The organism is Streptomyces sp. NPDC107581, assembly GCF_055657175.1.
In genome coordinates this window covers 83,476-105,444 of record NZ_JBVKBH010000023.1, presented here as the reverse complement: position 1 = coordinate 105,444, position 21,969 = coordinate 83,476, and the positions used below count along the sequence as shown (strand labels likewise).

The following is a 21,969-nucleotide window of genomic DNA, read 5'->3' as shown; positions in this document are numbered from 1 at the left end:
ACTGTGCCTACTGAACTTCTCCGCAACTCATCTGAATTCAAGTTGCGAACCATTGAATATACGCACAGAAATCCCCCGAGCGCAATTGCTCGGGGGATTTTTTGATGGGCGATCCGCAGTCGCCGGCGGCTCCGCGACTGCGGGCGGCCTCGCCTACAGCACGTCGGACAGCTCCTCCAGCAGCCGCCGCTTGGGACGCGCGCCCACCATCGACTTCACCGGCTCACCGTCCCGGAAGACCATGAGGGTCGGCGTGGACAGCACGCCGTAGGAGACCGTCGTCTCCGGATTGCGGTCCACGTCCAGCTGGACGATCTTCAGCCGGTCGCCCTCCTCGAAGGCGATGTCCTTCAGCACCGGCGCCAGCTGCCGGCACGGACCGCACCAGTCGGCCGTGAACTGCACCAGGACCGGAAGGTCCGCGCCGATCACCTCCGCCGCGAAATCCGCGTCCGTCACCTCGGCCAGTCCGCTCGTCACACTCACCGTGTCAGCCCTCCCAGCTCGCACACGGGTTCCGGACCCCCCGGAACCTGCGCCTCGGCGGCCAGCTCGTCCAGGGCCCGCTCCGCCCGCTCCAGCTGCCCCGCGACGGTCTCCCGCACGGCCCGGAGCTGCCCGACGAGCGCGTCCAGCTCGTCCAGCTTGCGCCGGTAGACGACGAGGGAGGCCGGGCAGGAGTCGCCCTCCGGGTGCCCGGCCCGCAGGCACTCCACGAACGGCCGCGTCTCCTCCAGGTCGAACCCGAAGTCCTGCAGCGTCCGGATCTGCCGGAGCAGCCTGACGTCGCCCTCGTCGTACGTGCGGTGTCCCTTGTCGTCGCGCCGGGCGGGCAGCAGCCCCCGTGCCTCGTAGTAGCGCAGGGTGCGGGTGGTGGTCCCGGCCCGTGCGGCCAGCTCGCCGATTCGCATGTCCTCGACCGTACGCGTTGACGTCGGCGTCAAGGCAAGACGGGCGGCAGCAGCGGCTTGCGGCGCACCGGCGAGGACAGCACGATCGAGGTCGTCGTACGGCCCAGCGCCGAGGTCTGCTCCAGGATCTCCTCCAGGTGCCCGGTGTCGGCGACGGCGACCTTGAGGATCCAGCAGTCCTCGCCGACCACGTGGTGCACCTCGCTGATCTCCGGCCGGTCGAGCAGTTCCAGGGTCCGCGGGTGCTTGAGGGTGTAGCCGCCGTGCGGGTTCACCCGGATGAAGGCCTGGATGCCGTAGCCGAGCCGGGCGGGTGCGACCTGGGCGCCGTACCCCTCGACCACGCCCGCCGCCTCCAGCCGGCGCACCCGCTCCGCGACGGCCGCCGGGCTCAGGCTGACCCGCCGCCCCAGCTCGCTGAGCTTGATCCGCCCGTCGGTCTGCAGCAGCTGCAGGATCTGCCGGTCCACCGCGTCGAAGGCCACTGGTGTTTCGTCGGCGACGGCCCGCAGATGCCGTTGTTCTTTCGGTGCGGTGACCGTATCTCCCATGTCTCCCCCTTCAGGAACGGATGTGACGCCCGGAGAATTATGATCATGCGAAAGGCACGAGAGGTACTGGTGATCGGCGGCAACCGCTATTTCGGCAAACGGCTGATCGCCCGGCTGCTGGCGAGCGGTGACCGGGTCACGGTCCTGAACCGGGGCTCGGCGGCCCCGCCCGAGGGCGCGGTGCACCTGGTGGCCGACCGGAACGACGAGCAGGCCCTGGCGGAGGCGATCGGCACCCGCGTCTTCGACGTCGTCCTCGACCAGGTCTGCTACACCCCGCGCCAGGCGGCCGTCGCCCGCCGCGTCCTCGCGGGGCGCACCCGCCGCTATGTGATGACCTCGACGGTGGAGGTGTACGAGCACGAGGACTCGGCGGCGCCGGTGCCCGAGAGCGCGGTGGACCCGGCCGCGGTCGCCGTGGACCTGGAACTCGCCTGGGACGAACCGGAGTTCCTCGACGCCCACTACGGCGAGGGCAAACGGCAGGCGGAGGCGGTGTTCACGGCGCCCGGCCCGGACGGCCTCCCGTTCGTGTCGGTCCGGGTGGCCCATGTGCTGGGCGGCGACGACGACTTCACGGGACGCCTCCACCACTACGCCCACCGCATCCGCACCGGTGCCCCCATAGCCGTACCGCCCGTCCCGCACCCGGCGACGTACATCCACGTCGAGGAGATCGCGGACTTCCTGTTCTGGGCGGCGGGCGAGGACTTCACGGGCCCGGTGAACGCGGCCTCCCACGGCCTGCTCACGCTGGACGAGCTGTGCGCGGCGGTGGCGGCCCGGCTCCCGGAGGGCAGGGCGGTGTTCGAGACCACGGGATCCGCCGAGGTCTCCCCCTTCGCCTTCCGCCGCCGCTACGGCATGGACAACTCCCGTGCCACGAAGCTCGGTTTCACCTTCGGCCACGCACGGCAGTGGCTGCCGCAGGCCGTCGCCGAGACACTCGGAGCAGCCGGAACAGCCGGAACAGCCGGAACTCCCGGAACTCCCGGAACAGCCGAAACTCCGGGAACATCTGCAACATCTGCAACGTCTGCAACACCCGGAACATTCGGAAAGGACGACTGACATGCGCTACCGCACCCTCGGCGGACTGAAGGTGAGCGCGATCGGGCTCGGGGCCATGCCGCTGTCGATCGAGGGCCGGCCGGACGAGGCACGCGCCCTGGCCACGGTGCACGCGGCCCTGGACGCCGGCGTGACCCTGCTGGACACGGCCGACTCCTACCATCTGCCCGGGCAGGACCCCGGTCACAACGAACTCCTCCTCGCCCGCGCGCTCGCCGCCTACGGCGGTGACACCGACGGCGTGCTGGTGGCCACCAAGGGCGGCCGGGGCCGGCCGGCCGACGGCAGCTGGACGGTGTCGGGCTCGCCCCGGCATCTCAAGGCGGCCGCCGAGGCCTCCCGCAGACGGCTGGGCGTCGAGGCGATCGGCCTGTACCAGCTGCACAAGCCCGACCCGGACGTGCCCTTCGAGGAGTCCGTCGGCGCGCTGCGCGAACTGCTGGACGAGGGCACGATCCGGCTGGCCGGCCTCTCCAACGTGGACACGGACCAGATACGGCAGGCCCGCGCCGTCCTCGGCGACCGCCTGGTCTCCGTGCAGAACCGCTACTCCCCCGAGGCCCGCGACAGCGACCCGCAGCTGCGTCTGTGCGCCGGACTCGGCCTGGCGTTCCTGCCGTGGAGCCCCCTCGGCGGCATCTCCCGCAGCTCGCTGGACGGCCCCTCGGGACGGTCGGCGGACACGCGGTACGCCGTGTTCCACGAGGTGGCCCGGGAGCACGGGGTGAGTTCCCAGCAGGTGTGCCTCGCCTGGCTGCTGTCCCTCTCCCCCACCGTGCTCCCGATCCCCGGCGCGAGCCGCCCGGAGACCATCAGGGATTCGGCCGGGGCGGCGGAACTGGAGCTGACCGAGGAGCAGAGGAGACGGCTGTCGGAGGCCGCGCGGACCGTATGAGACCGGCGCCCCGGCCGGGACCGGGGCTCATGCGGGGCCCGTGCCGTCGGACGCCTTGAGGGCGTAGAAGCTGTCGCTGTGGACGCCTATGTAGAGGGCGCCGTCCGCCACCGCCGGGGATGAGCTGATCTGCCCGTCGGTGGCGTGCGACCACTTCTTCTCGCCGCTCGCCGCGTCGACCCCGTAGATGTTCTGGTCGTAGCTTCCGAAGAACACCATGCCGTCCGAGACGGCCGGCGTGGACGCCACCATGAACCGCGTGGAGAAGTACCACTTCCGCTTCCCCGAGTCGCTGTGCACGGCGTAGAGGTTGTAGTCGTCGCTGCCGATGTAGACCACGCCGTCCGACACCGTGGGCGACGAGTCCGCCGTACCCCCGATGTTGAACCGCCACTTCTCCGTTCCCGTGGCGGCGTGCAGCGCGTACAGATGGTTGTCCGAGCTTGCGAAGTACACCACCCCGGCCTTCACACAGGGCCGTACGGCGATCAGGTCGCCGGTCGCGAACACCCACTTGCGCCGTCCGGTGGCGGCGTCGAGCGCGTAGAGGTTCTTGTCGTTGCTGCCGACGTAGACGGTTCCTTCGGCCACGGCGGGAGTGGACCACACGGCTTTGCCGGTCCGGAAGGACCATTTCTTGTGCCCGGTCGCCGTGTCGATCGCGTAGACGTTCTTGTCCAGGCATCCCACGAACACCGTTCCGTCGGCCACCACGGGATCGCCCTCGATGCCGTCCTTGGTGGGAAACGCCCACTTGCGCCTGCCGGTTGTGATGTCTATGGCGTGGAGGTGGTTGTCGAGACTGCCGATGTAGAGGACTCCGTCCGCCACCACCGGTGAGGACAGCACGGAGTCACCGGCGGTGTACCGCCACTTCTCGTCGCCCGTCGCGGCGTCGAGCGCGAGGACGAGGCTGGCGTTGTTGCCGAAGTAGACGACGCCGTCGACGACGGCGGGTGAGGAGAACGTCCAGCCGCCGGTGTCGACCTTCCAGGGGCTGAAGGGCTGCGGGGTGGGCGACACCGGCGCGGAGGTGCTCGGCCGAACGGCCTTGGTGGAAGCCTTCGGGGTGGAAGCCTTCGGGGTGGCGGCCCCGCCTCCGGCCGCGTGCGAGGGGCGGGACGGCGGGTCGTCCTTGAGCAGCACGGCCGCGGTGACCCCACCGCCGCCGGCCAGGACCAGTCCGGCACCGACGGACAGCGCCCGCCGCCGGGTGAGGAGCCTGGGCCGGCCGGCGGCGGGCGGCGCGTCGTCGCCGGGCGGGGCCGGGTCCTTCGGGGTGATGTCCACGACCGGGAGTGCCGGGACCGCTGGTTTCGGCCGGTCCGCCCGTTTCGGCCGATGCGCTGTCTGTGGCTGATCCACCATGCGCGGGCGGTCCGCCGTTTCCGTGTGTGGCGTTCTCGGTGCCGTCTTGCTGTTCTTGGCGGGCCGGGGTTCAGGGGTGTGGTGTGCGGGTGGTCGACGAGGCCGGGACTCGGGCGGCGGCGGGCCGGGACGCTCTTTCGTCGCTTCGGCCGGCGGAACAGAGATGTGCGGAGTGGCAGCGGCGGGGGCGGCGGGCCGGGACGGTTCGGGACGCGGCGGGACGTGGGCGCGGTTGTGCACCCATGGTTCACGGGCCGCGGCATTGTGACCGAACTGCTGGGGCAGGGGACGGCCCCGTCGCTGGAGCCGCAGACGGACCTGCTGCCAGATGCTGTAGACGCTCAGCGTCGGCCCCGCCTCGGGGATGCCGCGCTCCAGGACGTCGATCAGCTCGCCGGTGAAGTCCGGGTAGCCGTGGGGCGGTGTGAACGAGCGTTCCGTCCGGGGCGCCGAGGTCAGCACACAACTGCCGAAGTCGGTGTCGGTGTCGGTGTCGCCGCTGCCGCTGCCGTTGGTGTTGGAGTTGGTGTTGGAGTTGGTGTTGGTGTTGGAGTTGGTATTGCCGTTGGCGTTGGCATCGCCGCTGCCGTTGAAGTTGCCGTTGCCGCTGCCGCTGCCGTTGAAGTTGCCGTTGCCGTTGCCGTTGCCGGCTTCCGCGTTCTCCGGCTCGCCCAGCAGACGCGCCAGACTGTGGCGGTCCATGACGGCCGCGGAGCCGCTCATGCTGATGGCGAGGCCGCTGTAGCAGCAGTCCAGCAGTGTGATGCGCCGGCGCGCGCGGTACCCCGCCTGGCCGACCACGCGACGTAACGCCTGATACGGCAGCGTCCCGATCTCCAGGTGGTCCTCGTCGGCGTCGGCCAGCGCCAGGTACAGCTGTTCGCTGCTGCGGTCCCGCAGCCCGTGCCCCGCGAAGTAGACGAGGAGGGTGTCGGTCGTCGCCTGACCGGCGTCGCGGACCGCCTTGAGGATGTCGTTGGCGGAGGCCTGCGGGCCGAGCACGGTGACATGGCGCCGGGGCAGGCCCCAGACCTTGGGGTCGCGCAGCAGCTTGGCCAGTCTGGCGACCCCGGCCTCGATGCCGGGCAGGGGATCGAGCTGCCGGAAGTCGTGCACGCCGATGAGGACGGCGCGACTGCGCCTCGGGTCAGGAAGCGCCACGGCGGCCGTCCTCCCCCAGGGACTCTCTCGTCGCGTCCGGTGCGGTGCCGGCGGCTCTCGGCGCCACGGACGTACGGGGTGTCCCGTCGGCGGCCCCGGGCGTACGGGTCGCCCCCTCGGCATCCGCGGACGTACGGGTCTCCTCGTACGCAACCTCGGAGACACGGACCGGCTCGTCGGCAACCGCGGGCGCGGCGCCCAGTGCCCGTACCTCGTCGGCGTCCGCGGGCGCGGCCCCCAGTGCCCGCGCGACGCGAGCGGCGTCCTCCGGGGTTCCGTCCTCGACGATCACACGGGTCCCGCCGTGCTCCACGATCAGCCGTGCGGCCGTTCGCTCGCGCCGGGGCAGTGCGGCGCGGAAGTCGCCGAACAGCGCGATCAGGTCGGTGAGGAACGAGCCCGAGGCGACCGCCAGGCCGATCCAGGCCACCAGGTCTGCCGACATCCCCCCGTCACCGGGCGATACGCGCTCCCGCCGCATGCTCGTGCCGGCCGACCGGGCCAGCCGGCGGTCCTCGGTGATCCAGTCGGCGAACGCCTCCGTCCAGCCCTCGGTGTCGCTCCCCGGACCGCCTGCGCCGTCGCCCGGCAGATGGGCGCGCGCAACCCTGACACGTAGCTCCATGTATGAGGCCCCCCTCATGTTCCCCGCGCCGCGCTGCCGGACGGCCCTTCCGGCCGTTTCCCGCACAACCGCCCGCGATCGCTCCCAGAGTAGGACGGACCCGACGCCCGTGTCCCGGTATCCGCACGAAGGGAGCACCGCACCGACGGCCGGTGACCGGGGTGCGGTCGGCGGGGTCGCCCAGCGGGTCCCACGACACGGCCCCTGCAGGCCCCCGACGAGCACCGATGAGCTGCGATGAGCCGTGGTCGTACGACGGGAAGGCCCTTCCCCCGGCTCCTGCGGTCAGTGCGGACCGACGGCGCCCGGACCGTTCCTGAGGTGGTCGGAGAGGGTCGCAGGCCGGCTGCTGCGCATGCCTGCCCTGCAGCCGCACAGCATGTCCGGCCCGCGAGGCAGCAGCTACCTGATCTTGTACTCGCAGGGCTTGGAGTCCTTGCCCCCGTTGTTGTCGGCCACCCGTTTGCCGTCGACCTTGATCGCGCAGGGGGCGGCCTTCAGCATCCCGTCTGCGCCCTTGACCGAGCCGGGGACGACCGACACCAGGTAGCCCACCTTCTGCTCGGCCTGGGTGAGTTCGACCTTCTCCGTCCTGGTCCAGGGGAGCTTCTGGTTCCCGTAGCCACTGCTGCTGCCCGCGTTGTACATGACCTGGGTGGTGCCGGTACCGGCCACCTGCAGGGTCACTGTGTGGGTGGCCCCGTCCGCCCCGGTCGTCGGAGCGGCGCTCTTCGACGCATGCGCCTTGCCGCCCCCGGCCCGCGTGGGCCTGTCCGTGTCTCCGCCACTTCCGCACCCCGCCAGAAGCGCCGCCGTGGCAACGAACACCACCGCGCTTGCAGCCGTCTTCCGCATGTTCCCCGTTTTCTGTCGTGAAGGACTGGTCTCCCAAGATCAAATCATGGGCCGCCCGCGGTCCTCGACATCCTCCCCGTCCCCCCGCACCCCGAGCAGCCGTCGCGTCAGTGCGTCGCGGTCGGAGAGGAGTTCGTCCAGGGCGGCTCGGATGTCCTCCGGCTCCGTGTGCGGGGACTCGCGTTCCGCCGCGATCAGGACCGAGCGGCGGACGAGTTCCCTGGTGAAGGACGCCGTCGTGCCCTCCGTGCGGGTCACCGCCTCGTCGGCGACCTCCTTGCCGAGGCCGAGTCCGGCGGCGTAGAGGGAGAGGAGGCGGGCGCGGCCCTCGGCGTCGGGGAGGGGGATCTCGACGGCCAGGTCGACCCGGCCGGGGCGCTGGGCCAGGGCCGGTTCAAGGAGGTCGGCGCGGTTGGTGGTGAGCAGGAAAGCCACGTCGGCGTCGTCCCCCAGGCCGTCCATCTCGTTCAGCACCTGGAAGAGCAGGGGCTGCTCGCCGCCGCCGTGCTCCCGGGCCTCGGCGATCAGGTCGCAGTCCTCGAGGACGACGAGCGCGGGCTGGAGCATCCGGGCGAGCGCACAGGCGGGGCCGATGGCCTCGATGCCGGTGCCGGAGAGGATGACCGCCGTGAACTCCGGGAGGTGGGAGAGCAGATAGCGGATCGTGTGGGTCTTGCCGGTGCCCGGGGGGCCGTAGAGGAGGAGGCCGCGGCGCAGGTGCTGGCCGGCCGCGCGGAGCTGTTCGCGGCGCCTGGCCACGCCCACCACCTGGCGTTCCACCCGCTCCAGCAGGCCCGCCGGGAGGACGATGTCCTCCCGGGTGATGCCGGGACGCCGGTGGAAGCGGAACGGGCCGAGGCCGTGCCCGAACTCGGAGCCCTCGAAGGAGAGCACCTGGCCGCGGAAGATGTTGTGCTCGCGCACGAGGGCGTCGATCTCGGCGAGCAGCCGGTCCGCGAACGTCTTCTCCTGGGCCAGGACCTCGATCTCCACCTTGTTGCGCCCGTATTCGTCGGCCGGGCCGCGCAGCAGCACCGCGAACCGTTCCCCGCCGTCCGTGCCGAGGTAGAACCCGCAGGAGACGCAGGCCAGTTCCTCGTCCGGTGAGACCGGCAGGTGGGCGTAGTCGACCGCGCCGATCACGAAGCGGTCGTAGCGGTCTGCGGCTTCGAGGATGTCGCCGAGGGTGAGTTCGCCGTGGTGCTGGGCGCCCCGCATGCCGACCAGCTCGTAGGAGCGGCCCTCGGCGGCGAACCAGCGCTCCAGGGCGAGGTGGACGTTGGGCAGGTCGTAGGACGGGTAGGCGGCCTTCACCACCGGGCGGTCCGTGGGGGCCGAGCCCAGGTGGTCCCGCAGCCGCTCGGTGAGGTCGCGGCCGGAGTCCCGCTCCGTCCGCCTGGGCCGGGCGACCGCCATGAGGAACTGGTGGAACAGGTCGTTGATCTGCTCGATCGAGAGCGGAGACGGGTCCCGCCCCGCCCCGTACGTGCGCTCGTACTCGGACGAGCTCATGATCTCCACTCCGCCCGGCTCCCCGAGCCCGGGCACCCCCACCCCGGGCTCCCCCGTGTCCGCGTCCCCCGTGCCCGCGTCGCCCATGTCCGCGTCCCCCGTGTCCGCCTTCCCCACGTCCGCCTCCCTGCGTTCGACCGGTCACGTCGCGGCTCAAGCCTGAGGGCGAACGCGGGGGCGGGTCAAAGGGATTGGGGGAAGACCACGGGCCCGGCCTGCGGGCTAGACGGTCACCCCGGCCGACTCCTCGACCTCCAGCAGGGAGGCGCTGTGCCGCTCCTCCTCGAAGGCCCTGCGGCCGCCGCGCAGGCCGAACAGGCGCTTGGCGACGGCGATGTAGAGGACCGCGAGGATGTTGAGGACCAGGGTCGCGATCTTCAGGTAGCTGACCTTCTCGGTGAGTTCGTAGATCTCCAGCGGCAGGAAGGCGGCGGTGGCGATCACCGTCAGGTACTCCGCCCAGCGCTTGGCGTACCAGAGGCCGACCGCCTCGACCAGTTCGATGACCGCGTACGCCAGCAGCAGGGCCGCCACCAGCATCAGCGTGGAGTGCTTGTAGCCGAACGCCTTCTGGATGGAGCCGACGACCGGCGAGTGGTCGAGGTCGTAGTGGAAGTGCTTGAAGACGGGGCGGAAGACGTCCAGGTTCTGGTTGAAGAGGCGGCGTACCGCGTCCTGGCTGTTGCTGAACTTCCAGACCGCCACCGCGACCAGGACGATGAACACGCCGCGCACGGCCCGCTCGACGGCCAGGAAGCGCAGGATGAACAGGTCCCTGAGCACCTTCCCGCGCGGCACCAGCGGGGCGTCCGCCGCCGGTCCCGCGCCGTGCGGCTCACCCAGCGCGAAGTCGCCGCAGCGCAGGCAGCGCCAGGCGTCCCCGAGCGCGGTCTGTGCGTGCAGCCGTTCCCGCAGCCGGGAATCGTCCGGCGCGTAGGTCACATGACCCTTGCGCGCGCAGGTCCGCCGGTCCCAGTCGATCTTCATCCCCCGTGCCTCCATGCTTCGTTCGGGAACACGCACGAGCGTGCCGTTCCGGTTCCGGACGGCACGCTAGTGGATGAGGCCGGGAGGAGGCCGCAAGGGGTCAGCCGGCGGCGCTGTCGGCCAGTTCCCTCTCCTCCGTCGCCGCCTCCGGTGCGGGCGCCTCGCGGCGCGGCAGCAGGACGGCCACCAGGACCGTGCCGATGCCCAGGATCACCGCGCCGACCAGGCTGGTGTGGGCGACCGCGTCGGAGAAGGCGGAGCCGACCGCGTCCGCCATCTGCCGGGCGCCGGAGGCGAGCTGGGCGGCCTGCTGCTTGAGCTGCGCGGCCTGCTGCGGGTCGCCCGCCTGCGCGGCCCGTGCGGCCGCCTGGTGCGCCTTGTCGCCGATGCCCTGCGCGACCGCGTACCCGGCGCCGACCGAGTCCTGGGCCGTCTCCAGGGCGCTCGCGGGGAGCTTGCTGCCCGCGGTGGCGTCGGTGAGGTGGTTGCCGTAGGAGGTGGCGAGCAGCGAGCCGAGGATCGCGATGCCGAGCGAGCCGCCCAGCTCCAGCGAGGTGTCGTTGACGGCGCCGCCGACGCCGAGTTCGGACTCGGGGAAGGCGCCCATGATCGCGTCGGTGCAGGGCGAGAGCGCGAGGCCGATGGCCAGGCCGAGGATGATCAGGGGGGCCAGGAAGTCGGCGTACGTCGAGGCCGCGTCCACGCGGGTCAGCAGGGCGAGCGCGGTGGTGCCGCCGACCATGCCCGCGGTGACGGTGAGCTTCATGCCGACGCGCGGGGTGAGCCAGCCGGTGAGGGCCGAGCCGACGAAGACCGCGCCGGCCAGCGGCAGCATGCGCACGCCGGTCTCCAGCGCGTCGTAGCCGAGGACGAACTGCAGGTGCTGGGTGAGGTAGTAGAAGGCGCCGAAGACGGCCAGGAAGAACAGGGCGACGGCGAGGTTGGAGCCCGCGAACCGGCGGTCGGTGAAGCGGCGCACGTCCAGGATCGGACGGGGGTGGCGCAGCTCCCAGACGACGAAGGCGACCAGGCCCGCGCCCGCGACGACGGCGGCGGAGACGGCCTTGACGCCCCAGCCGAAGTGCGGACCCTCGATGATCATGTAGATCAGCGAGCCGGTCCACACCACGGACAGCAGACCGCCGACGTAGTCGATGCGGTCGTGGTGCCCGGCCTTGGACGGCGGTACGAGGACCAGGGCGGCGACGATCGCGACGGCCGCGACGGGCACGTTGATCAGGAAGGTCGAGGACCAGCCGTGGTCGCGCAGCAGGGCGCCCGCGACGACCGGTCCGGCGGCGATGGCGAGGCCCGCGGTGGCGGTCCACAGGGTGATGGCCTTGGCGCGCTCGGCGCGCGGGAAGGTCGCGGCGAGCAGGGAGAGCGTGGCGGGCATGATCAGCGCGGCGCCGACGCCCATCACGGCACGGGCCGCGATGACCGCCGTGGCGCTGTCGGCGAGGTAGCCCGAGACGGCCCCGGCCCCGAAGACCACGAGGCCCAGGAGGAGCGCCCCGCGCCGGCTGTACTTGTCGCCGATCGCGCCGAGCAGCAGCATCAGGGCCGCGTAGGGGACGGTGTAGCCGTCGATCACCCACTGCAGGTCGGAGCTGGAGAGCCCGAGGTCCCGGGTCATGTCGGGCGCCGCGACCGTGAGGGCGGTGTTGGCCATCACGATGACCAGCAGGCTCAGACAGAGCACGAGGAGCGCCCACCAGCGCCGGGCGTAGGGGCGGTCCATCCTTTCGACCGGTTCGTTCATGACGAGTCGCATGGCAGGGATCGCCTTCCTCAATGCGCGACGAGTTCTTGCACAACACCGTGCAATTGCACAGCACTGTGCAATGTACGCCGTTGCACGGTACTGTGCAAATCGAGGGGCGCACAGGAGGAGGCGTGCAGAATGACGGTCATGACCACGGGTAACACCAGCCGCGCCGACGCCAACCGGCGCCGCATCCTCGACGTCGCCCTTGCCGAGCTGCTGCGCGACCCCGACGCCTCCATGGACCAGATCGCGCGCGCCGCGGGGGTCGTACGGCGGACGGTGTACGGGCACTTCCCGAGCCGCGAGGCGCTGATCAGCACGCTCGTCGACGGGGCGGTGGCATCGCTCGCGGCCGCGGACGCGGGCGCCCGCGAGGCGGTCGCGGACCCGGCGGAGGCGGTGGCCCGGTCGGTGCTCGCGATCTGGGAGATCGCCGACCGCTATCGGCTGCTGGTCGCCCTCGCCCAGCGCACGGTCACCGTGCAGGGCATCCGCGAACGGCTCGCGCCGCTGCGCGAGAACAAGGTACGGCTGCTGCAACGCGGCCTGGACGACGGCGTCTTCAGCTCCCCGCTGCCCGCCCCGGCCCTCGCGTACGTGCACGAGCAGATGCTGTTCGCGGTGATGGAGGCGGTGAACGACGGCCTGGTGACAGCGGCGGAGGCGGGCCGCTCGGCCACGGTCACGGTCCTGACCGCGGCGGGCGTACCCGCCTCCGCGGCCACCGAACTGGTGGCCAGGGTGAGCGCGAAGCCGGGCGGCTGAGCACAAGCGGGGAGACTCGGCCGCCCGGCGGTGGTGCCGGACGCCCGGCCCGGGTTCAGGCGGGGCCGGACGTCCGGAGCATCGGGGCGCTTCGCGCCCCATAGGGGGCGCGGGGAACCGCGCGACCGGCCCCCACCGGCTCACGGTCACCGAACCGGCCGGTGGTCACCGAACCGGATCGCGGTCACCGAACCGTCTCGCAGTTGCCGAACCGGCCGGTGGTCACCGAACCGGCCCGCGGTCACCGAACCGGCCCGTTGTCACCGAACCGTCTCGCAGTTGCCGAACCGGCCCGCGGTCACCGAACCGGCCGGTGGTCACCGAACCGGCCCGCGGTCACCGAACCGGCCCGCGGTCACCGAACCGGCCGGTGGTCACCGAACCGGCCCGCCCAGCGGAGCGCTCACGCCTTGGCCAACTCCTTCTCCGGAGCCTCCGGGGAAGCGGCACCCTCATCCAACAGTGTCGTCTCGTCGAACGGCAGCTCCCCGGCCAGGACCTGCCGCACCCGCGCCTTGTCGATCTCCTTGGTCCAGGTGCCGACCAGCACGGTGGCCACGGCGTTGCCCGCGAAGTTCGTCAGCGCACGCGCCTCGCTCATGAAGCGGTCGATGCCGACGATCAGGCCGACGCCGTCGACCAGCGCGGGCTTGTGCGACTGCAGACCGCCGGCCAGCGTGGCGAGACCCGCACCGCTGACGCCCGCCGCGCCCTTGGAGGCCAGCAGCAGGAAGAGCAGCAGCGGGATCTGCTCGCCGACGGACATCGGCGTGCCCAGGGCGTCCGCGATGTAGAGCGAGGCCATGGTCATGTAGATCATGGTGCCGTCGAGGTTGAAGGAGTAACCGGTCGGCACGGTGATGCCGACGACGGGCTTGCTGACGCCCAGGTGCTCCATCTTCGCGATGAGCCGCGGCAGCGCGGACTCCGAGGAGGAGGTGGACAGGATCAGCAGGAACTCGCGGGCGAGGTACTTGCACAGCGAGAGGATGTTCAGTCCGGCGACGATCCGCAGCACCGCGCCGAGCACGACGAAGACGAACAGGAAACAGGTCACGTAGAAGCCGAGCATCAGTACCGCGAGGCTCTTCAGCGCGTCCAGGCCCGCCGAGCCGGTGACGGCCGCGATCGCGCCGAAGGCACCGAGCGGCGCCGCCCACATGACCATGGACAGGATGCGGAAGACCAGCCGCTGGATGTGCTCGATGCCGCGCAGCACCGGCTGCCCGGCCGGACCCATCGCCTGGAGCGCGAACCCGGCGAGCAGGGCGACCAGCAGGGTCTGCAGGACCTGGCCCTCGGTGAAGGCGGACACGAACGTGGTCGGGATGATCGACAGCACGAAGTCGACGGGGGGCAGCGCGTCGCTGGACACCTGCGCGTGTCCGGTCTGCCTGAGCGCATCGGTCAGGTGCAGCCCGTCGCCCGGGTGCAGCACATTGCCGACGACGAGCCCGATGGCGAGGGCGACGAGCGACATCACGAGGAAGTAGCCGAGGGCGATGCCGCCGACCGCACCGACCTTGGCGGCCTTGCGCACGGAGCCGATGCCGAGCACGATCGTGCAGAAGATGATCGGCGAGATCATCATCTTGATCAGGTTCACGAAGCCGGTGCCCAGCGGCTTCAGCTCGACGCCCGCATCGGGCCAGATGAGCCCCACGGCGATACCGAGCACCACCGCGACGATCACGGCGATGTACAGGTAGTGGGTACGGTCCCGTTTCACACGGGGTGCGGCAGGTGCCGTATCGGGGGAACTGGCGGCCACGGCTGCCCTCCTTGACGTCTTCGTCGGCATCACCGGCGTGCGGCTCACGTCCGGGCGTTGTGGGGGATGCCGTGACTATCTCCCGGTCTGTGAGGGCGGTCACCCTTCCGTTCATTTAGTTCATGCCCGGCCCGGGAGGCACACTGCTGGCATGCGCCTCCCGTCCCTCGCCCGCCCCCGCAGCCTGGCCGGGCAGCTCTTCGCCATGCAGGCCGTGCTGATAGCGGTGGTCGTGGCCGGGTACGCGCTGTTCACCTACGTCAGCGACCAGCGGCAGGCCGAGGACGCCGCGGTCCGCCAGGTGACGGCGGTGGCCCGCTCGATCGCGGACGCGCCCTCGGTCCGCTCGGCCATCCGCACACCCGATCCGACCAGGGACCTGGAGCCCTACGCGATGCAGGTCATGCGGGACACGAACGTCGACTTCGTCACGATCATGAACCCGGACGGCATCCGCTGGACCCACCCCGACCAGAAGCAGATCGGCAAACCCTTCCTCGGCCGCATCGGCCCCGCCCAGCACGGCCACACCTTCACCGAGACCTACACCGGCACGCTCGGCCCCTCGGTCCGCGCGGTCACCCCGGTGACGGACAACGGCCGGATCATCGGCCTGGTCAGCGCCGGGATCAAGGTCGAGGCGATCAGCGAACGGGTCCAGGACCAGGTCACGGCGCTGTTCGCGGTCGCGGGCGGAGCCCTGCTGCTGGGCGCGGTCGGCACCTACGTGATCAACGCCCGGCTGCGCCGGCACACCCACGGCATGAACGCGAGCGAGCTGAGCCGGATGCACGACTACCACCAGGCCGCGCTGCACGCGGTCCGCGAGGGACTGCTGATGCTGGACGGCCGGTACAGGGTGGCGCTGATCAACGACGGCGGCCGGGAGCTGCTGGGGGTGGGCGAGGAGGAGGACGTGGTCGGCGCCTCGGTCGCTGACCTCGGCCTGCCGGCCCCGCTGACCGGGGCGCTGCTGTCCTCGCAGCCACGCGTGGACGAGGTGCATCTGACCGCGTCCCGGGTGCTGGTGGTGAACACCTCACCGGTGTCGGGGGGCGAGCGCCGCGGCACCGTGGCCACCCTCCGCGACGTCACCGAACTCCAGTCCCTGATGGGCGAGTTGGATTCGGAGCGGGGTTTCACCCAGGCCCTGCGCTCCCAGGCGCACGAGGCCGCCAACCGGCTGCACACGGTGGTCTCGCTGATCGAGCTGGGCCGGGCCGAGGAGGCGGTGGAGTTCGCGACGGCGGAACTGGAGCTGGCCCAGACGCTGACCGACCGGGTGGTGGCGGCGGTCAGCGAACCGGTGCTGGCCGCGCTGCTGCTGGGCAAGACGGCGCAGGCCAACGAGCGGGGCGTGGAGCTGGTGGTGTCGGCGGAGAGCCGGCTGGACGACGGCGTGCTCCCGCCGGAGCTGTCGGCGCGGGACCTGGTGACGGTCTTCGGCAATCTGATCGACAACGCGGTGGACGCGGCGCAGGGCAGCGCGGGAGCGCGGGTCACCGTGACGGCGTACGCGTCGGGCCGCGAACTGGTGCTGCGGGTGGCGGACACCGGGCCGGGGGTCGACCCGGCCCATGCGGACCTGGTGTTCCAGCGGGGGTTCTCGACGAAGCCGGCCGGGCCCGGCGGGCGCGGCCTGGGCCTGGCCCTGGTCCGGCAGGCGGTCACCCGGCTGCACGGGACCCTGACGGTGGCGGAGTCCGACGAGGACGGGGCCGACGGAGCGGTCTTCGAGGTGCGGTTGCCGCTGCGCACGGCGGTCGGGCCCGCCCCGGCACCGGGGGGCGAGGCATGACGGACACGCAGCCCATCCGGGTCCTGGTGGTGGAGGACGATCCGGTGGCCGCCGACGCCCATGTGCTCTATGTCGGCCGGGTACCGGGATTCGTGGCGGTCGGCAAGGCGCACACGGGCGCGGAGGCCCGCCGGATCCTGGACCGTACGGCCGTGGATCTCCTGCTGCTGGACCTGCACCTGCCGGATGTGCACGGGCTGCAGTTCGCGCGCTCCCTGCGGGCGGCGGGACATCACGCGGACGTGATAGCGGTGACGTCGGCACGGGACCTGGCCGTGGTCCGCGAAGGGGTCTCGCTGGGGGTCGTCCAGTACGTCCTGAAGCCGTTCACGTTCGCGACGCTGCGGGACCGCCTGGTGCGGTACGCCGAGTTCCACGCGGCCGCGGGCGAGGCGAGCGGCCAGGACGAGGTGGACCGGGCCCTGGCCTCCCTGCGCGCGCCGGGGCCCGCGGCGCTCCCGAAGGGGCTGAGCGCGCCGACGCTGGAGCGGGTCACCCTGGCCCTGCGGGACAGCCCGGTCGGCCTCACCGCGACCGGCGTCGCCGAGGCGGTCGGCATCTCGCGCATCACGGCTCGCCGCTATCTGGAACACCTGGTGGACGCCGGCCGGGCGGCCCGGAGTCCGCAGTACGGGACGGTGGGCCGGCCGGAGTTGCAGTACCGCTGGGTGAAGGGACAGTGATACGGGCCGCGCGCCGGGCGCGCGCGGCCCGCGGCCACCGACGCCCGCCTCGGGGCGGCCGGCGTTCACCCGCGCCGATGCCGCTCCACAGGGCCTCCGGCGCTCAATCCGCCGCAGACTCATTGACCTGACTAGACCACCGCTCTTACGTTCACACGGCAGCCATCCCCGCGCCACCACGCAGTGCGCCCGCAGGAGGTCATGCCCGTGCGCCCCACCGCCGCCCTCACCACCCTCCTCACCGCCGCCCTTGCCGCCACCGCCCTCACCGGCTGCGGCAACGGCTCCGGCAGCAGCCCGAACACCCTCAAGGTCTCGTACAAGCAGTCGACCGACAACTCCGTCAAGGTGATGGACACCTACCTGGCCGGCATCAAGAAGCAGTTCGAGAAGAAGTACCCGGGCAAGAAGGTGGAGTTCGTTCCCATCAAGGCCCCGGACTCGGAGTACTACACCAAGCTCCAGCAGATGCTCCGCTCCCCGAGGACCGCCCCGGACCTGGTCTACGAGGACACGTTCCTCGTCAACTCCGACATCACCAGCGGGTACTTGAAGCCCCTGGACCCGTACCTGGCCAAGTGGCCGGACTGGCAGCAGTTCATCGACACCGCCAAGGACGCGGCGAAGGGCGCGGACGGAAAGACGTACGGCGTCCCGGACGGTACCGACACCCGGGGCCTGTGGTTCGACAGGCGCGTCTTCGAGAAGGCCGGTCTGCCCGCCGACTGGCAGCCCAGGACCTGGGACGACGTCCTCGCCGCCGCCCGGACCATCAAGCAGAAGGTCCCCGGCGTCACCCCGATCAACGTCTACACCGGCAAGCCCGCGGGTGAGCGGGCCACCATGCAGGGGTTCGAAATGCTCCTGTACGGCACCGGCGACGGGACGACGGACCCCCTGTACGACAGCGGCAGCAAGAAGTGGATCGCCGGGAGCCAGGGCTTCGAGGACGCGCTGGGCTTCGTCGAGAGCGTGTACAAGGAGAAGCTCGGCCCGGACGTCTCCGACGCCCTCGACCCCAACTTCGCCACCACCGTCAACGGCGAGCTGCTCCCCCAGGGCAAGCTCGGCATCGACCTCGACGGCTCCTGGCTCCCGCAGGCCTGGCTGCCGGGCAGCGGGCACGAGTGGAAGGACTGGTCCAGGCAGCTCGGTCTCGCCTACATGCCGACCCAGCACGGCCAGGCCCCGGGCAAGGTGAGCATGTCCGGCGGCTGGACCTGGGCCGTGCCGGCCAAGGCGGCCCGTCCCGGCCTCGCCTTCGACTTCATCAGGACCCTGCAGACGAAGGACAACGCCCGCGCGTGGTACATCGCCAACTCCGGTATCGCCGTGCGCAAGGACGTGGCGGCCGACCCCGCGTACGCCACCGCCCAGCCCGGCATCAGGTTCTTCACCGATCTGGTCGCGAGCACGCACTACCGGCCCGCCTACCCCGCGTACCCGAAGGTGTCGACCGCCGTCCAGGAGGCCATGGAGGGGGTGACCACCGGTGATCAGTCGGTCGAGAAGGCGGCGAGCGGCTACGACGCCTCGCTCAAGGACGTCACCGACGGCCAAGTGATCCGCAAGTGAGGCTCCACCGGCGGATCGCCCGCGCCCTCCCCCTCACCCCCGCCCTCGTCCTCCTGCTCCTCTTCCTCGCCGGCCCCATCGTCTACTGCGTCTGCATCGCCTTCACCGACCTCCAGCTCACCGGCCAGGCGCACTCGTCCTACGTAGGCTTCGCCAACTTCCGCAGGGCCTTCCGGGACGACGCGTTCCGCAACGCGGTCCAGCTGACCCTGGTGTTCACCGTGCTGTCCTCGCTCGTCGGGCAGAACACCCTGGGACTCGCGCTCGCGGCGCTGATGCAGCGCGCCTCCAAGCCCGTGCGCACCGTCACCGGCGGGGTGGTGATCACCGCCTGGGTGCTGCCGGAGGTCGTCGCGGGATTTCTGCTGTACGCCTTCTTCCGGCGCGAGGGGACCCTGAACGCCATCCTGGACTGGCTTCATCTCCCGCGCCAGAACTGGCTGTTCACCCTGCCCATCCTCGCCGTCTCCTTCGCCAACGTCTGGCGCGGTACGGCGTTCTCGATGCTCGTCTACTCCGCCGCCCTCGACGAGATACCGAGCGAGATCACGGAGGCTGCCGAGGTGGACGGGGCGGGCGGATGGCGGCGGATGTGGCACATCACCCTGCCGATGATCCGCCGGTCCATCGGCACCAACCTCATGCTCAACACCCTGCAGACGCTCTCCGTGTTCGGGCTGATCTGGGTGATGACCAGGGGCGGGCCGGGTGACAGGAGCCAGACCCTGCCGCTGTACATGTACGAACAGGCCTTCCAGAACAGCATGATCGGGTACGGCACCGCCGTCGCCCTGCTCCTGCTGCTGGTCGGCTCCCTGTTCTCGGTCGTCTATCTGCGTCTGCTGCGCACGGAGGTGTAGGACCGGCCATGCCCCGACAACAGCGCTCGCGCCGCCTCGCCGCCGACGCCGGGCTGATCGCCGTCGCGCTCGCTTTCGCGCTGCCCCTGGCCTGGGTGGTGCTGTCCTCCCTGGACCCGCACGCCGACCTGAAGGTCAAGATGCCCGACGGGCTCACCCTCGGCAACTTCGACGCGGTCCTCACCCCGGACATCGTCTACACCCCGCTGCTCAACAGCCTGATCCTGTGCGGCGGAGCCACCGCGCTGACCGTCGTCTGCGCGGCCCTCGCCGCCTATCCCCTGTCCCGGTTCCGGTCCCGGCTCAACCGGCCGTTCCTGCTGACGATCCTGTTCGCGACGAGCCTGCCGATCACCGCGATCATGGTGCCCGTGTACGCGTTGTTCGTCCGGGTGAACCTGATCGACACCCTGCAGGGGACGGTCTTCTTCTTCGCCGCGTCCCAGCTCCCCTTCGCCATCTGGCTGATGAAGAACTTCATGGACGGAGTGCCGAAGGAGCTGGAGGAGGCGGCCTGGACGGACGGGGCGTCGTCGCTGCAGTCCCTGGTGCGGATCGTGCTGCCGCTGATGGGGCCGGGCCTCGCCGTCGTCACCGTCTTCTCGTTCGTGATGATGTGGGGGAACTTCTTCGTCCCCTTCATGCTGCTGCTCACACCGGACCGGATGCCGGCCTCGGTCAGCATCAACGAGTTCTTCGGCAACCGGGGCATGGTGGCGTACGGACAGCTCGCCGCGTTCTCCGTGATCTACTCGACGCCGGTGATCCTGTTGTACGTACTGGTGGCGCGGCGGCTGGGGGGCGGCTTCGCGCTGGGCGGCGCGGTCAAGGGATGACGGGCAGTGGTGATCCGTCCGTTACCTACCGAACGGCCGGAACGTACCGAACGGCCGGAACTGTACGTTCCTACAATTAGTGATCCTGGCGAAACGGCCCGTAGTCACCGCCCCGGCGCACCTCTACCTTGTGCGGGGTGCGCCAACCCCCAGCCCAGCCGAACCCCTCGGCTCCCCCGTTCAACGCCCCGGCCGCCCGCAGGCTCCGCGCCGCCCTCGGCATGGGTCCCGAACATGTCGCCTACGGCATGAGGGCCTCGTACGGGCTGTCATACGTCACGCCCGACCTGGTGATCGCCTGGGAGCGCGGGATCGCCTCCCCGGGCAATGCCGAACTCACCGCCCTCGCCGGGGTGCTGTGGTGCTCTCCGGGTGAGCTGATCGGCAGGCCCCGGACCCTGCGCGAGCACCGGGTCGCGCGGGGGATCGCACCGGAGGACGTGGCCCGTGCCGTCGGCCTGGACCTGGCCGGGTATGTGCGGATGGAGGAGAGCGGGGCGTGGCGCGGCAACGAACGCCAGTCGGCCGCGCTCGCGGAGGTGCTCCAGCTGTCCCTGCCCGACTTCGTGACCGTGACGGGCCGCGAGACGAAGCTGGCCGAGCTGCTGCACAGCGCGGTGACCACCCGCTGGCAGGCCTATGTGCGCCCGGTGGCGAAGGTCGCGCCCGTGGACCGGGCTGTCCTGGAGGCGGTGCTGCAGGAGCTGCACGAGGACTACCAGGGGCACATGGCCGCCACCCTCAGCTGGGGCGGCGGCAACAGCAACGCCAGTGCCTCCGGCCGGGACTTCCTGGACCGGATCGTCGAGAACTTCTGGACCGCGGTCGAGACCGGGAAGGGCTAGAAGACCGACTCCGCCTCGTCCATGCGGTCCTTCGGCACCGTCTTCAGCTCGGTGACCGCCTCGGCGAGCGGGACCATGCGGACGTCGGTGCCGCGCAGGGCGGTCATCTTGCCGAAGTCGCCGCGGTGTGCGGCCTCGACGGCGTGCCAGCCGAAGCGGGTGGCGAGGACGCGGTCGTAGGCGGTCGGGACGCCGCCGCGCTGGACGTGGCCGAGGATGACCGGCTTGGCCTCCTTGCCGAGGCGCCGCTCCAGCTCGTAGGCGAGCGCGGTGCCGATGCCCTGGAAGCGCTCGTGGCCGTACTGGTCGATCTCGCCCTTGCCGTAGTCCATGGTGCCCTCGGCGGGGTGGGCGCCCTCGGCGACGCAGATGACGGCGAACTTCTTGCCGCGGGAGAAGCGCTCCTCGACCATCTTGACCAGGTCGGCGGGGTCGAAGGGACGCTCGGGCAGGCAGATGCCGTGGGCGCCGGCGGACATGCCGGACTCCAGGGCGATCCAGCCGGCGTGCCGGCCCATGACCTCGACGACCATCACCCGCTGGTGGGACTCGGCCGTGGTCTTCAGGCGGTCCATGGCCTCGGTGGCGACGCCGACCGCGGTGTCGAAGCCGAAGGTGCGGTCGGTGGAGGAGATGTCGTTGTCGATGGTCTTGGGGACGCCGACGACCGGCAGGCCGGCGTCGGAGAGCATGCGGGCCGCGGTCAGGGTGCCCTCGCCGCCGATCGGGATCAGCGCGTCGATGCCGAACTCCTCGACCATGTCGGCGGCGCCCTCGCAGGCCTCGCGCAGCCGGTCGCGCTCCAGGCGGGAGGAGCCGAGGATGGTGCCGCCGCGGGCCAGGATGCCGCTGACCCCGTCCAGGTCGAGGGAGCGGTAGTGGCGGTCGAGCAGACCCCGGTAGCCGTCCTCGAAGCCGATGACCTCGTCGCCGTACTGCGCCACCGCCCGGTGCACGACCGACCGGATCACGGCGTTCAGGCCGGGGCAGTCGCCGCCTGCGGTGAGAACTCCGATGCGCATCGTGCTGTGTCTCCTGCTCGCTGTCGGTGCCGGTGAGCCAGTGCCGATTGTTTCACGTCCGCCGGAGCGGTGAAATCTTGACGGGCGCCTTATCCGGCATCGGGGGTATT

General features: G+C 71.1%; 20 protein-coding genes. 9 read left to right on the top strand and 11 right to left on the bottom strand.

Annotated elements, in window-relative coordinates; all coding sequences use genetic code 11:
* Positions 1-153 precede the first annotated feature (153 nt).
* Genes trxA through ACZ7P3_RS39105 form a run of 3 tightly spaced genes read right to left on the bottom strand, consistent with a single transcriptional unit; the run spans position 154 to position 1,462 of the window.
* A complete protein-coding gene (trxA, locus tag ACZ7P3_RS39115; RefSeq protein WP_472089167.1) occupies positions 154-486 on the bottom strand; it encodes a thioredoxin in 333 nt (110 codons plus the stop codon).
* Positions 483-911, bottom strand: a complete 429-nt coding sequence (locus ACZ7P3_RS39110) for a MerR family transcriptional regulator (protein WP_472089165.1) — start codon at positions 909-911, stop codon at positions 483-485. Before ACZ7P3_RS39110 ends, trxA begins: the two co-directional genes overlap by 4 nt.
* 29 nt (positions 912-940) lie before the next feature.
* Complete coding sequence (locus ACZ7P3_RS39105; RefSeq protein WP_472089163.1) at positions 941-1,462, bottom strand: Lrp/AsnC family transcriptional regulator; 522 nt, start codon at positions 1,460-1,462, stop codon at positions 941-943.
* 45 nt (positions 1,463-1,507) lie between these two features.
* Here ACZ7P3_RS39105 and ACZ7P3_RS39100 point away from each other — a divergent pair, with 45 nt between their 5' ends.
* Complete coding sequence (locus tag ACZ7P3_RS39100; protein ID WP_472089161.1) at positions 1,508-2,533, top strand: NAD-dependent epimerase/dehydratase family protein; 1,026 nt, start codon at positions 1,508-1,510, stop codon at positions 2,531-2,533.
* Position 2,534: 1 nt separating this feature from the next.
* Entirely contained in the window at positions 2,535-3,428 is an 894-nt protein-coding gene (locus tag ACZ7P3_RS39095; RefSeq protein WP_472089159.1) for an aldo/keto reductase, read from the top strand.
* A 27-nt stretch (positions 3,429-3,455) separates the two neighbouring features.
* Here the strand turns inward: ACZ7P3_RS39095 and ACZ7P3_RS39090 are convergent, their stop codons facing one another.
* The 6 genes from ACZ7P3_RS39090 to ACZ7P3_RS39065 all read right to left on the bottom strand — a co-directional run bounded on the left by ACZ7P3_RS39090 (position 3,456) and on the right by ACZ7P3_RS39065 (position 11,710).
* Positions 3,456-5,957, bottom strand: a complete 2,502-nt coding sequence (locus tag ACZ7P3_RS39090; RefSeq protein WP_472089157.1) for a caspase, EACC1-associated type — start codon at positions 5,955-5,957, stop codon at positions 3,456-3,458.
* Positions 5,944-6,582 (bottom strand): effector-associated constant component EACC1, encoded by a 639-nt coding sequence (locus ACZ7P3_RS39085; protein ID WP_472089155.1) that lies wholly within the window; start codon positions 6,580-6,582, stop codon positions 5,944-5,946. The genes ACZ7P3_RS39090 and ACZ7P3_RS39085 overlap by 14 nt, the downstream gene beginning before the upstream one ends.
* Before the next feature lie 402 nt (positions 6,583-6,984).
* The gene (locus tag ACZ7P3_RS39080) at positions 6,985-7,269 is read right to left on the bottom strand and encodes a hypothetical protein (protein ID WP_472089153.1); all 285 of its coding nucleotides are present in this window, start codon (positions 7,267-7,269) and stop codon (positions 6,985-6,987) included.
* A 207-nt stretch (positions 7,270-7,476) separates the two neighbouring features.
* On the bottom strand, positions 7,477-9,066 hold the full coding sequence (locus tag ACZ7P3_RS39075; protein ID WP_472089151.1) for an AAA family ATPase: 1,590 nt from the start codon (positions 9,064-9,066) through the stop codon (positions 7,477-7,479).
* Between the two features lie 105 nt (positions 9,067-9,171).
* On the bottom strand, positions 9,172-9,936 hold the full coding sequence (locus tag ACZ7P3_RS39070) for a DUF2127 domain-containing protein (protein ID WP_472089150.1): 765 nt from the start codon (positions 9,934-9,936) through the stop codon (positions 9,172-9,174).
* A gap of 100 nt (positions 9,937-10,036) precedes the next feature.
* Positions 10,037-11,710 carry an MFS transporter gene (locus tag ACZ7P3_RS39065; RefSeq protein ID WP_472089148.1) on the bottom strand — a complete coding sequence of 558 codons (1,674 nt, stop codon included), beginning with the start codon at positions 11,708-11,710 and terminating at the stop codon, positions 10,037-10,039.
* Between the two features lie 129 nt (positions 11,711-11,839).
* On the opposite strand from ACZ7P3_RS39065, the gene ACZ7P3_RS39060 reads away from it, so the two are divergent.
* Positions 11,840-12,469 (top strand): TetR/AcrR family transcriptional regulator, encoded by a 630-nt coding sequence (locus ACZ7P3_RS39060; RefSeq protein WP_472089147.1) that lies wholly within the window; start codon positions 11,840-11,842, stop codon positions 12,467-12,469.
* A 403-nt stretch (positions 12,470-12,872) separates the two neighbouring features.
* Here ACZ7P3_RS39060 and ACZ7P3_RS39055 read toward each other — a convergent pair whose 3' ends face one another.
* Entirely contained in the window at positions 12,873-14,270 is a 1,398-nt protein-coding gene (locus ACZ7P3_RS39055; RefSeq protein ID WP_472089178.1) for a cation:dicarboxylate symporter family transporter, read from the bottom strand.
* A gap of 121 nt (positions 14,271-14,391) precedes the next feature.
* Here ACZ7P3_RS39055 and ACZ7P3_RS39050 point away from each other — a divergent pair, with 121 nt between their 5' ends.
* The 6 genes from ACZ7P3_RS39050 (at position 14,392) to ACZ7P3_RS39025 (ending at position 20,837) form a co-directional block, all read left to right on the top strand.
* Complete coding sequence (locus ACZ7P3_RS39050) at positions 14,392-16,038, top strand: ATP-binding protein (RefSeq protein ID WP_472089145.1); 1,647 nt, start codon at positions 14,392-14,394, stop codon at positions 16,036-16,038.
* Positions 16,035-16,721, top strand: coding sequence for a response regulator (locus tag ACZ7P3_RS39045; protein ID WP_472089143.1), 687 nt, complete (start codon positions 16,035-16,037; stop codon positions 16,719-16,721). Before ACZ7P3_RS39050 ends, ACZ7P3_RS39045 begins: the two co-directional genes overlap by 4 nt.
* 201 nt (positions 16,722-16,922) lie before the next feature.
* On the top strand, positions 16,923-18,296 hold the full coding sequence (locus ACZ7P3_RS39040) for an extracellular solute-binding protein (RefSeq protein ID WP_472089141.1): 1,374 nt from the start codon (positions 16,923-16,925) through the stop codon (positions 18,294-18,296).
* Positions 18,293-19,156, top strand: a complete 864-nt coding sequence (locus tag ACZ7P3_RS39035; protein ID WP_472089139.1) for a carbohydrate ABC transporter permease — start codon at positions 18,293-18,295, stop codon at positions 19,154-19,156. Before ACZ7P3_RS39040 ends, ACZ7P3_RS39035 begins: the two co-directional genes overlap by 4 nt.
* Positions 19,157-19,164: 8 nt before the next feature.
* Entirely contained in the window at positions 19,165-19,992 is an 828-nt protein-coding gene (locus ACZ7P3_RS39030; RefSeq protein ID WP_472089138.1) for a carbohydrate ABC transporter permease, read from the top strand.
* A gap of 128 nt (positions 19,993-20,120) precedes the next feature.
* The gene (locus tag ACZ7P3_RS39025) at positions 20,121-20,837 is read left to right on the top strand and encodes a helix-turn-helix domain-containing protein (protein WP_472089137.1); all 717 of its coding nucleotides are present in this window, start codon (positions 20,121-20,123) and stop codon (positions 20,835-20,837) included.
* Here the strand turns inward: ACZ7P3_RS39025 and ACZ7P3_RS39020 are convergent.
* Complete coding sequence (locus ACZ7P3_RS39020) at positions 20,834-21,859, bottom strand: ATP-dependent 6-phosphofructokinase (protein ID WP_472089136.1); 1,026 nt, start codon at positions 21,857-21,859, stop codon at positions 20,834-20,836. The genes ACZ7P3_RS39025 and ACZ7P3_RS39020 overlap by 4 nt on opposite strands.
* Between the last annotated feature and the right edge of the window lie 110 nt (positions 21,860-21,969).

What these genes read in the sequence shown, in the direction of transcription:
- ACZ7P3_RS39110 (WP_472089165.1), bottom strand. Translation starts at nt 911, where the DNA reads ATGCGAATCGGCGAGCTGGCCGCACGGGCCGGGACCACCACCCGCACC.
- ACZ7P3_RS39105 (WP_472089163.1), bottom strand. Translation starts at nt 1,462, where the DNA reads ATGGGAGATACGGTCACCGCACCGAAAGAACAACGGCATCTGCGGGCC.
- ACZ7P3_RS39100 (WP_472089161.1), top strand. Translation starts at nt 1,508, where the DNA reads ATGCGAAAGGCACGAGAGGTACTGGTGATCGGCGGCAACCGCTATTTC.
- ACZ7P3_RS39095 (WP_472089159.1), top strand. Translation starts at nt 2,535, where the DNA reads ATGCGCTACCGCACCCTCGGCGGACTGAAGGTGAGCGCGATCGGGCTC.
- ACZ7P3_RS39085 (WP_472089155.1), bottom strand. Translation starts at nt 6,582, where the DNA reads ATGGAGCTACGTGTCAGGGTTGCGCGCGCCCATCTGCCGGGCGACGGC.
- ACZ7P3_RS39070 (WP_472089150.1), bottom strand. Translation starts at nt 9,936, where the DNA reads ATGAAGATCGACTGGGACCGGCGGACCTGCGCGCGCAAGGGTCATGTG.
- ACZ7P3_RS39065 (WP_472089148.1), bottom strand. Translation starts at nt 11,710, where the DNA reads ATGCGACTCGTCATGAACGAACCGGTCGAAAGGATGGACCGCCCCTAC.
- ACZ7P3_RS39060 (WP_472089147.1), top strand. Translation starts at nt 11,840, where the DNA reads ATGACGGTCATGACCACGGGTAACACCAGCCGCGCCGACGCCAACCGG.
- ACZ7P3_RS39055 (WP_472089178.1), bottom strand. Translation starts at nt 14,270, where the DNA reads ATGCCGACGAAGACGTCAAGGAGGGCAGCCGTGGCCGCCAGTTCCCCC.
- ACZ7P3_RS39050 (WP_472089145.1), top strand. Translation starts at nt 14,392, where the DNA reads ATGCGCCTCCCGTCCCTCGCCCGCCCCCGCAGCCTGGCCGGGCAGCTC.
- ACZ7P3_RS39045 (WP_472089143.1), top strand. Translation starts at nt 16,035, where the DNA reads ATGACGGACACGCAGCCCATCCGGGTCCTGGTGGTGGAGGACGATCCG.
- ACZ7P3_RS39040 (WP_472089141.1), top strand. Translation starts at nt 16,923, where the DNA reads ATGCCCGTGCGCCCCACCGCCGCCCTCACCACCCTCCTCACCGCCGCC.
- ACZ7P3_RS39030 (WP_472089138.1), top strand. Translation starts at nt 19,165, where the DNA reads ATGCCCCGACAACAGCGCTCGCGCCGCCTCGCCGCCGACGCCGGGCTG.
- ACZ7P3_RS39020 (WP_472089136.1), bottom strand. Translation starts at nt 21,859, where the DNA reads ATGCGCATCGGAGTTCTCACCGCAGGCGGCGACTGCCCCGGCCTGAAC.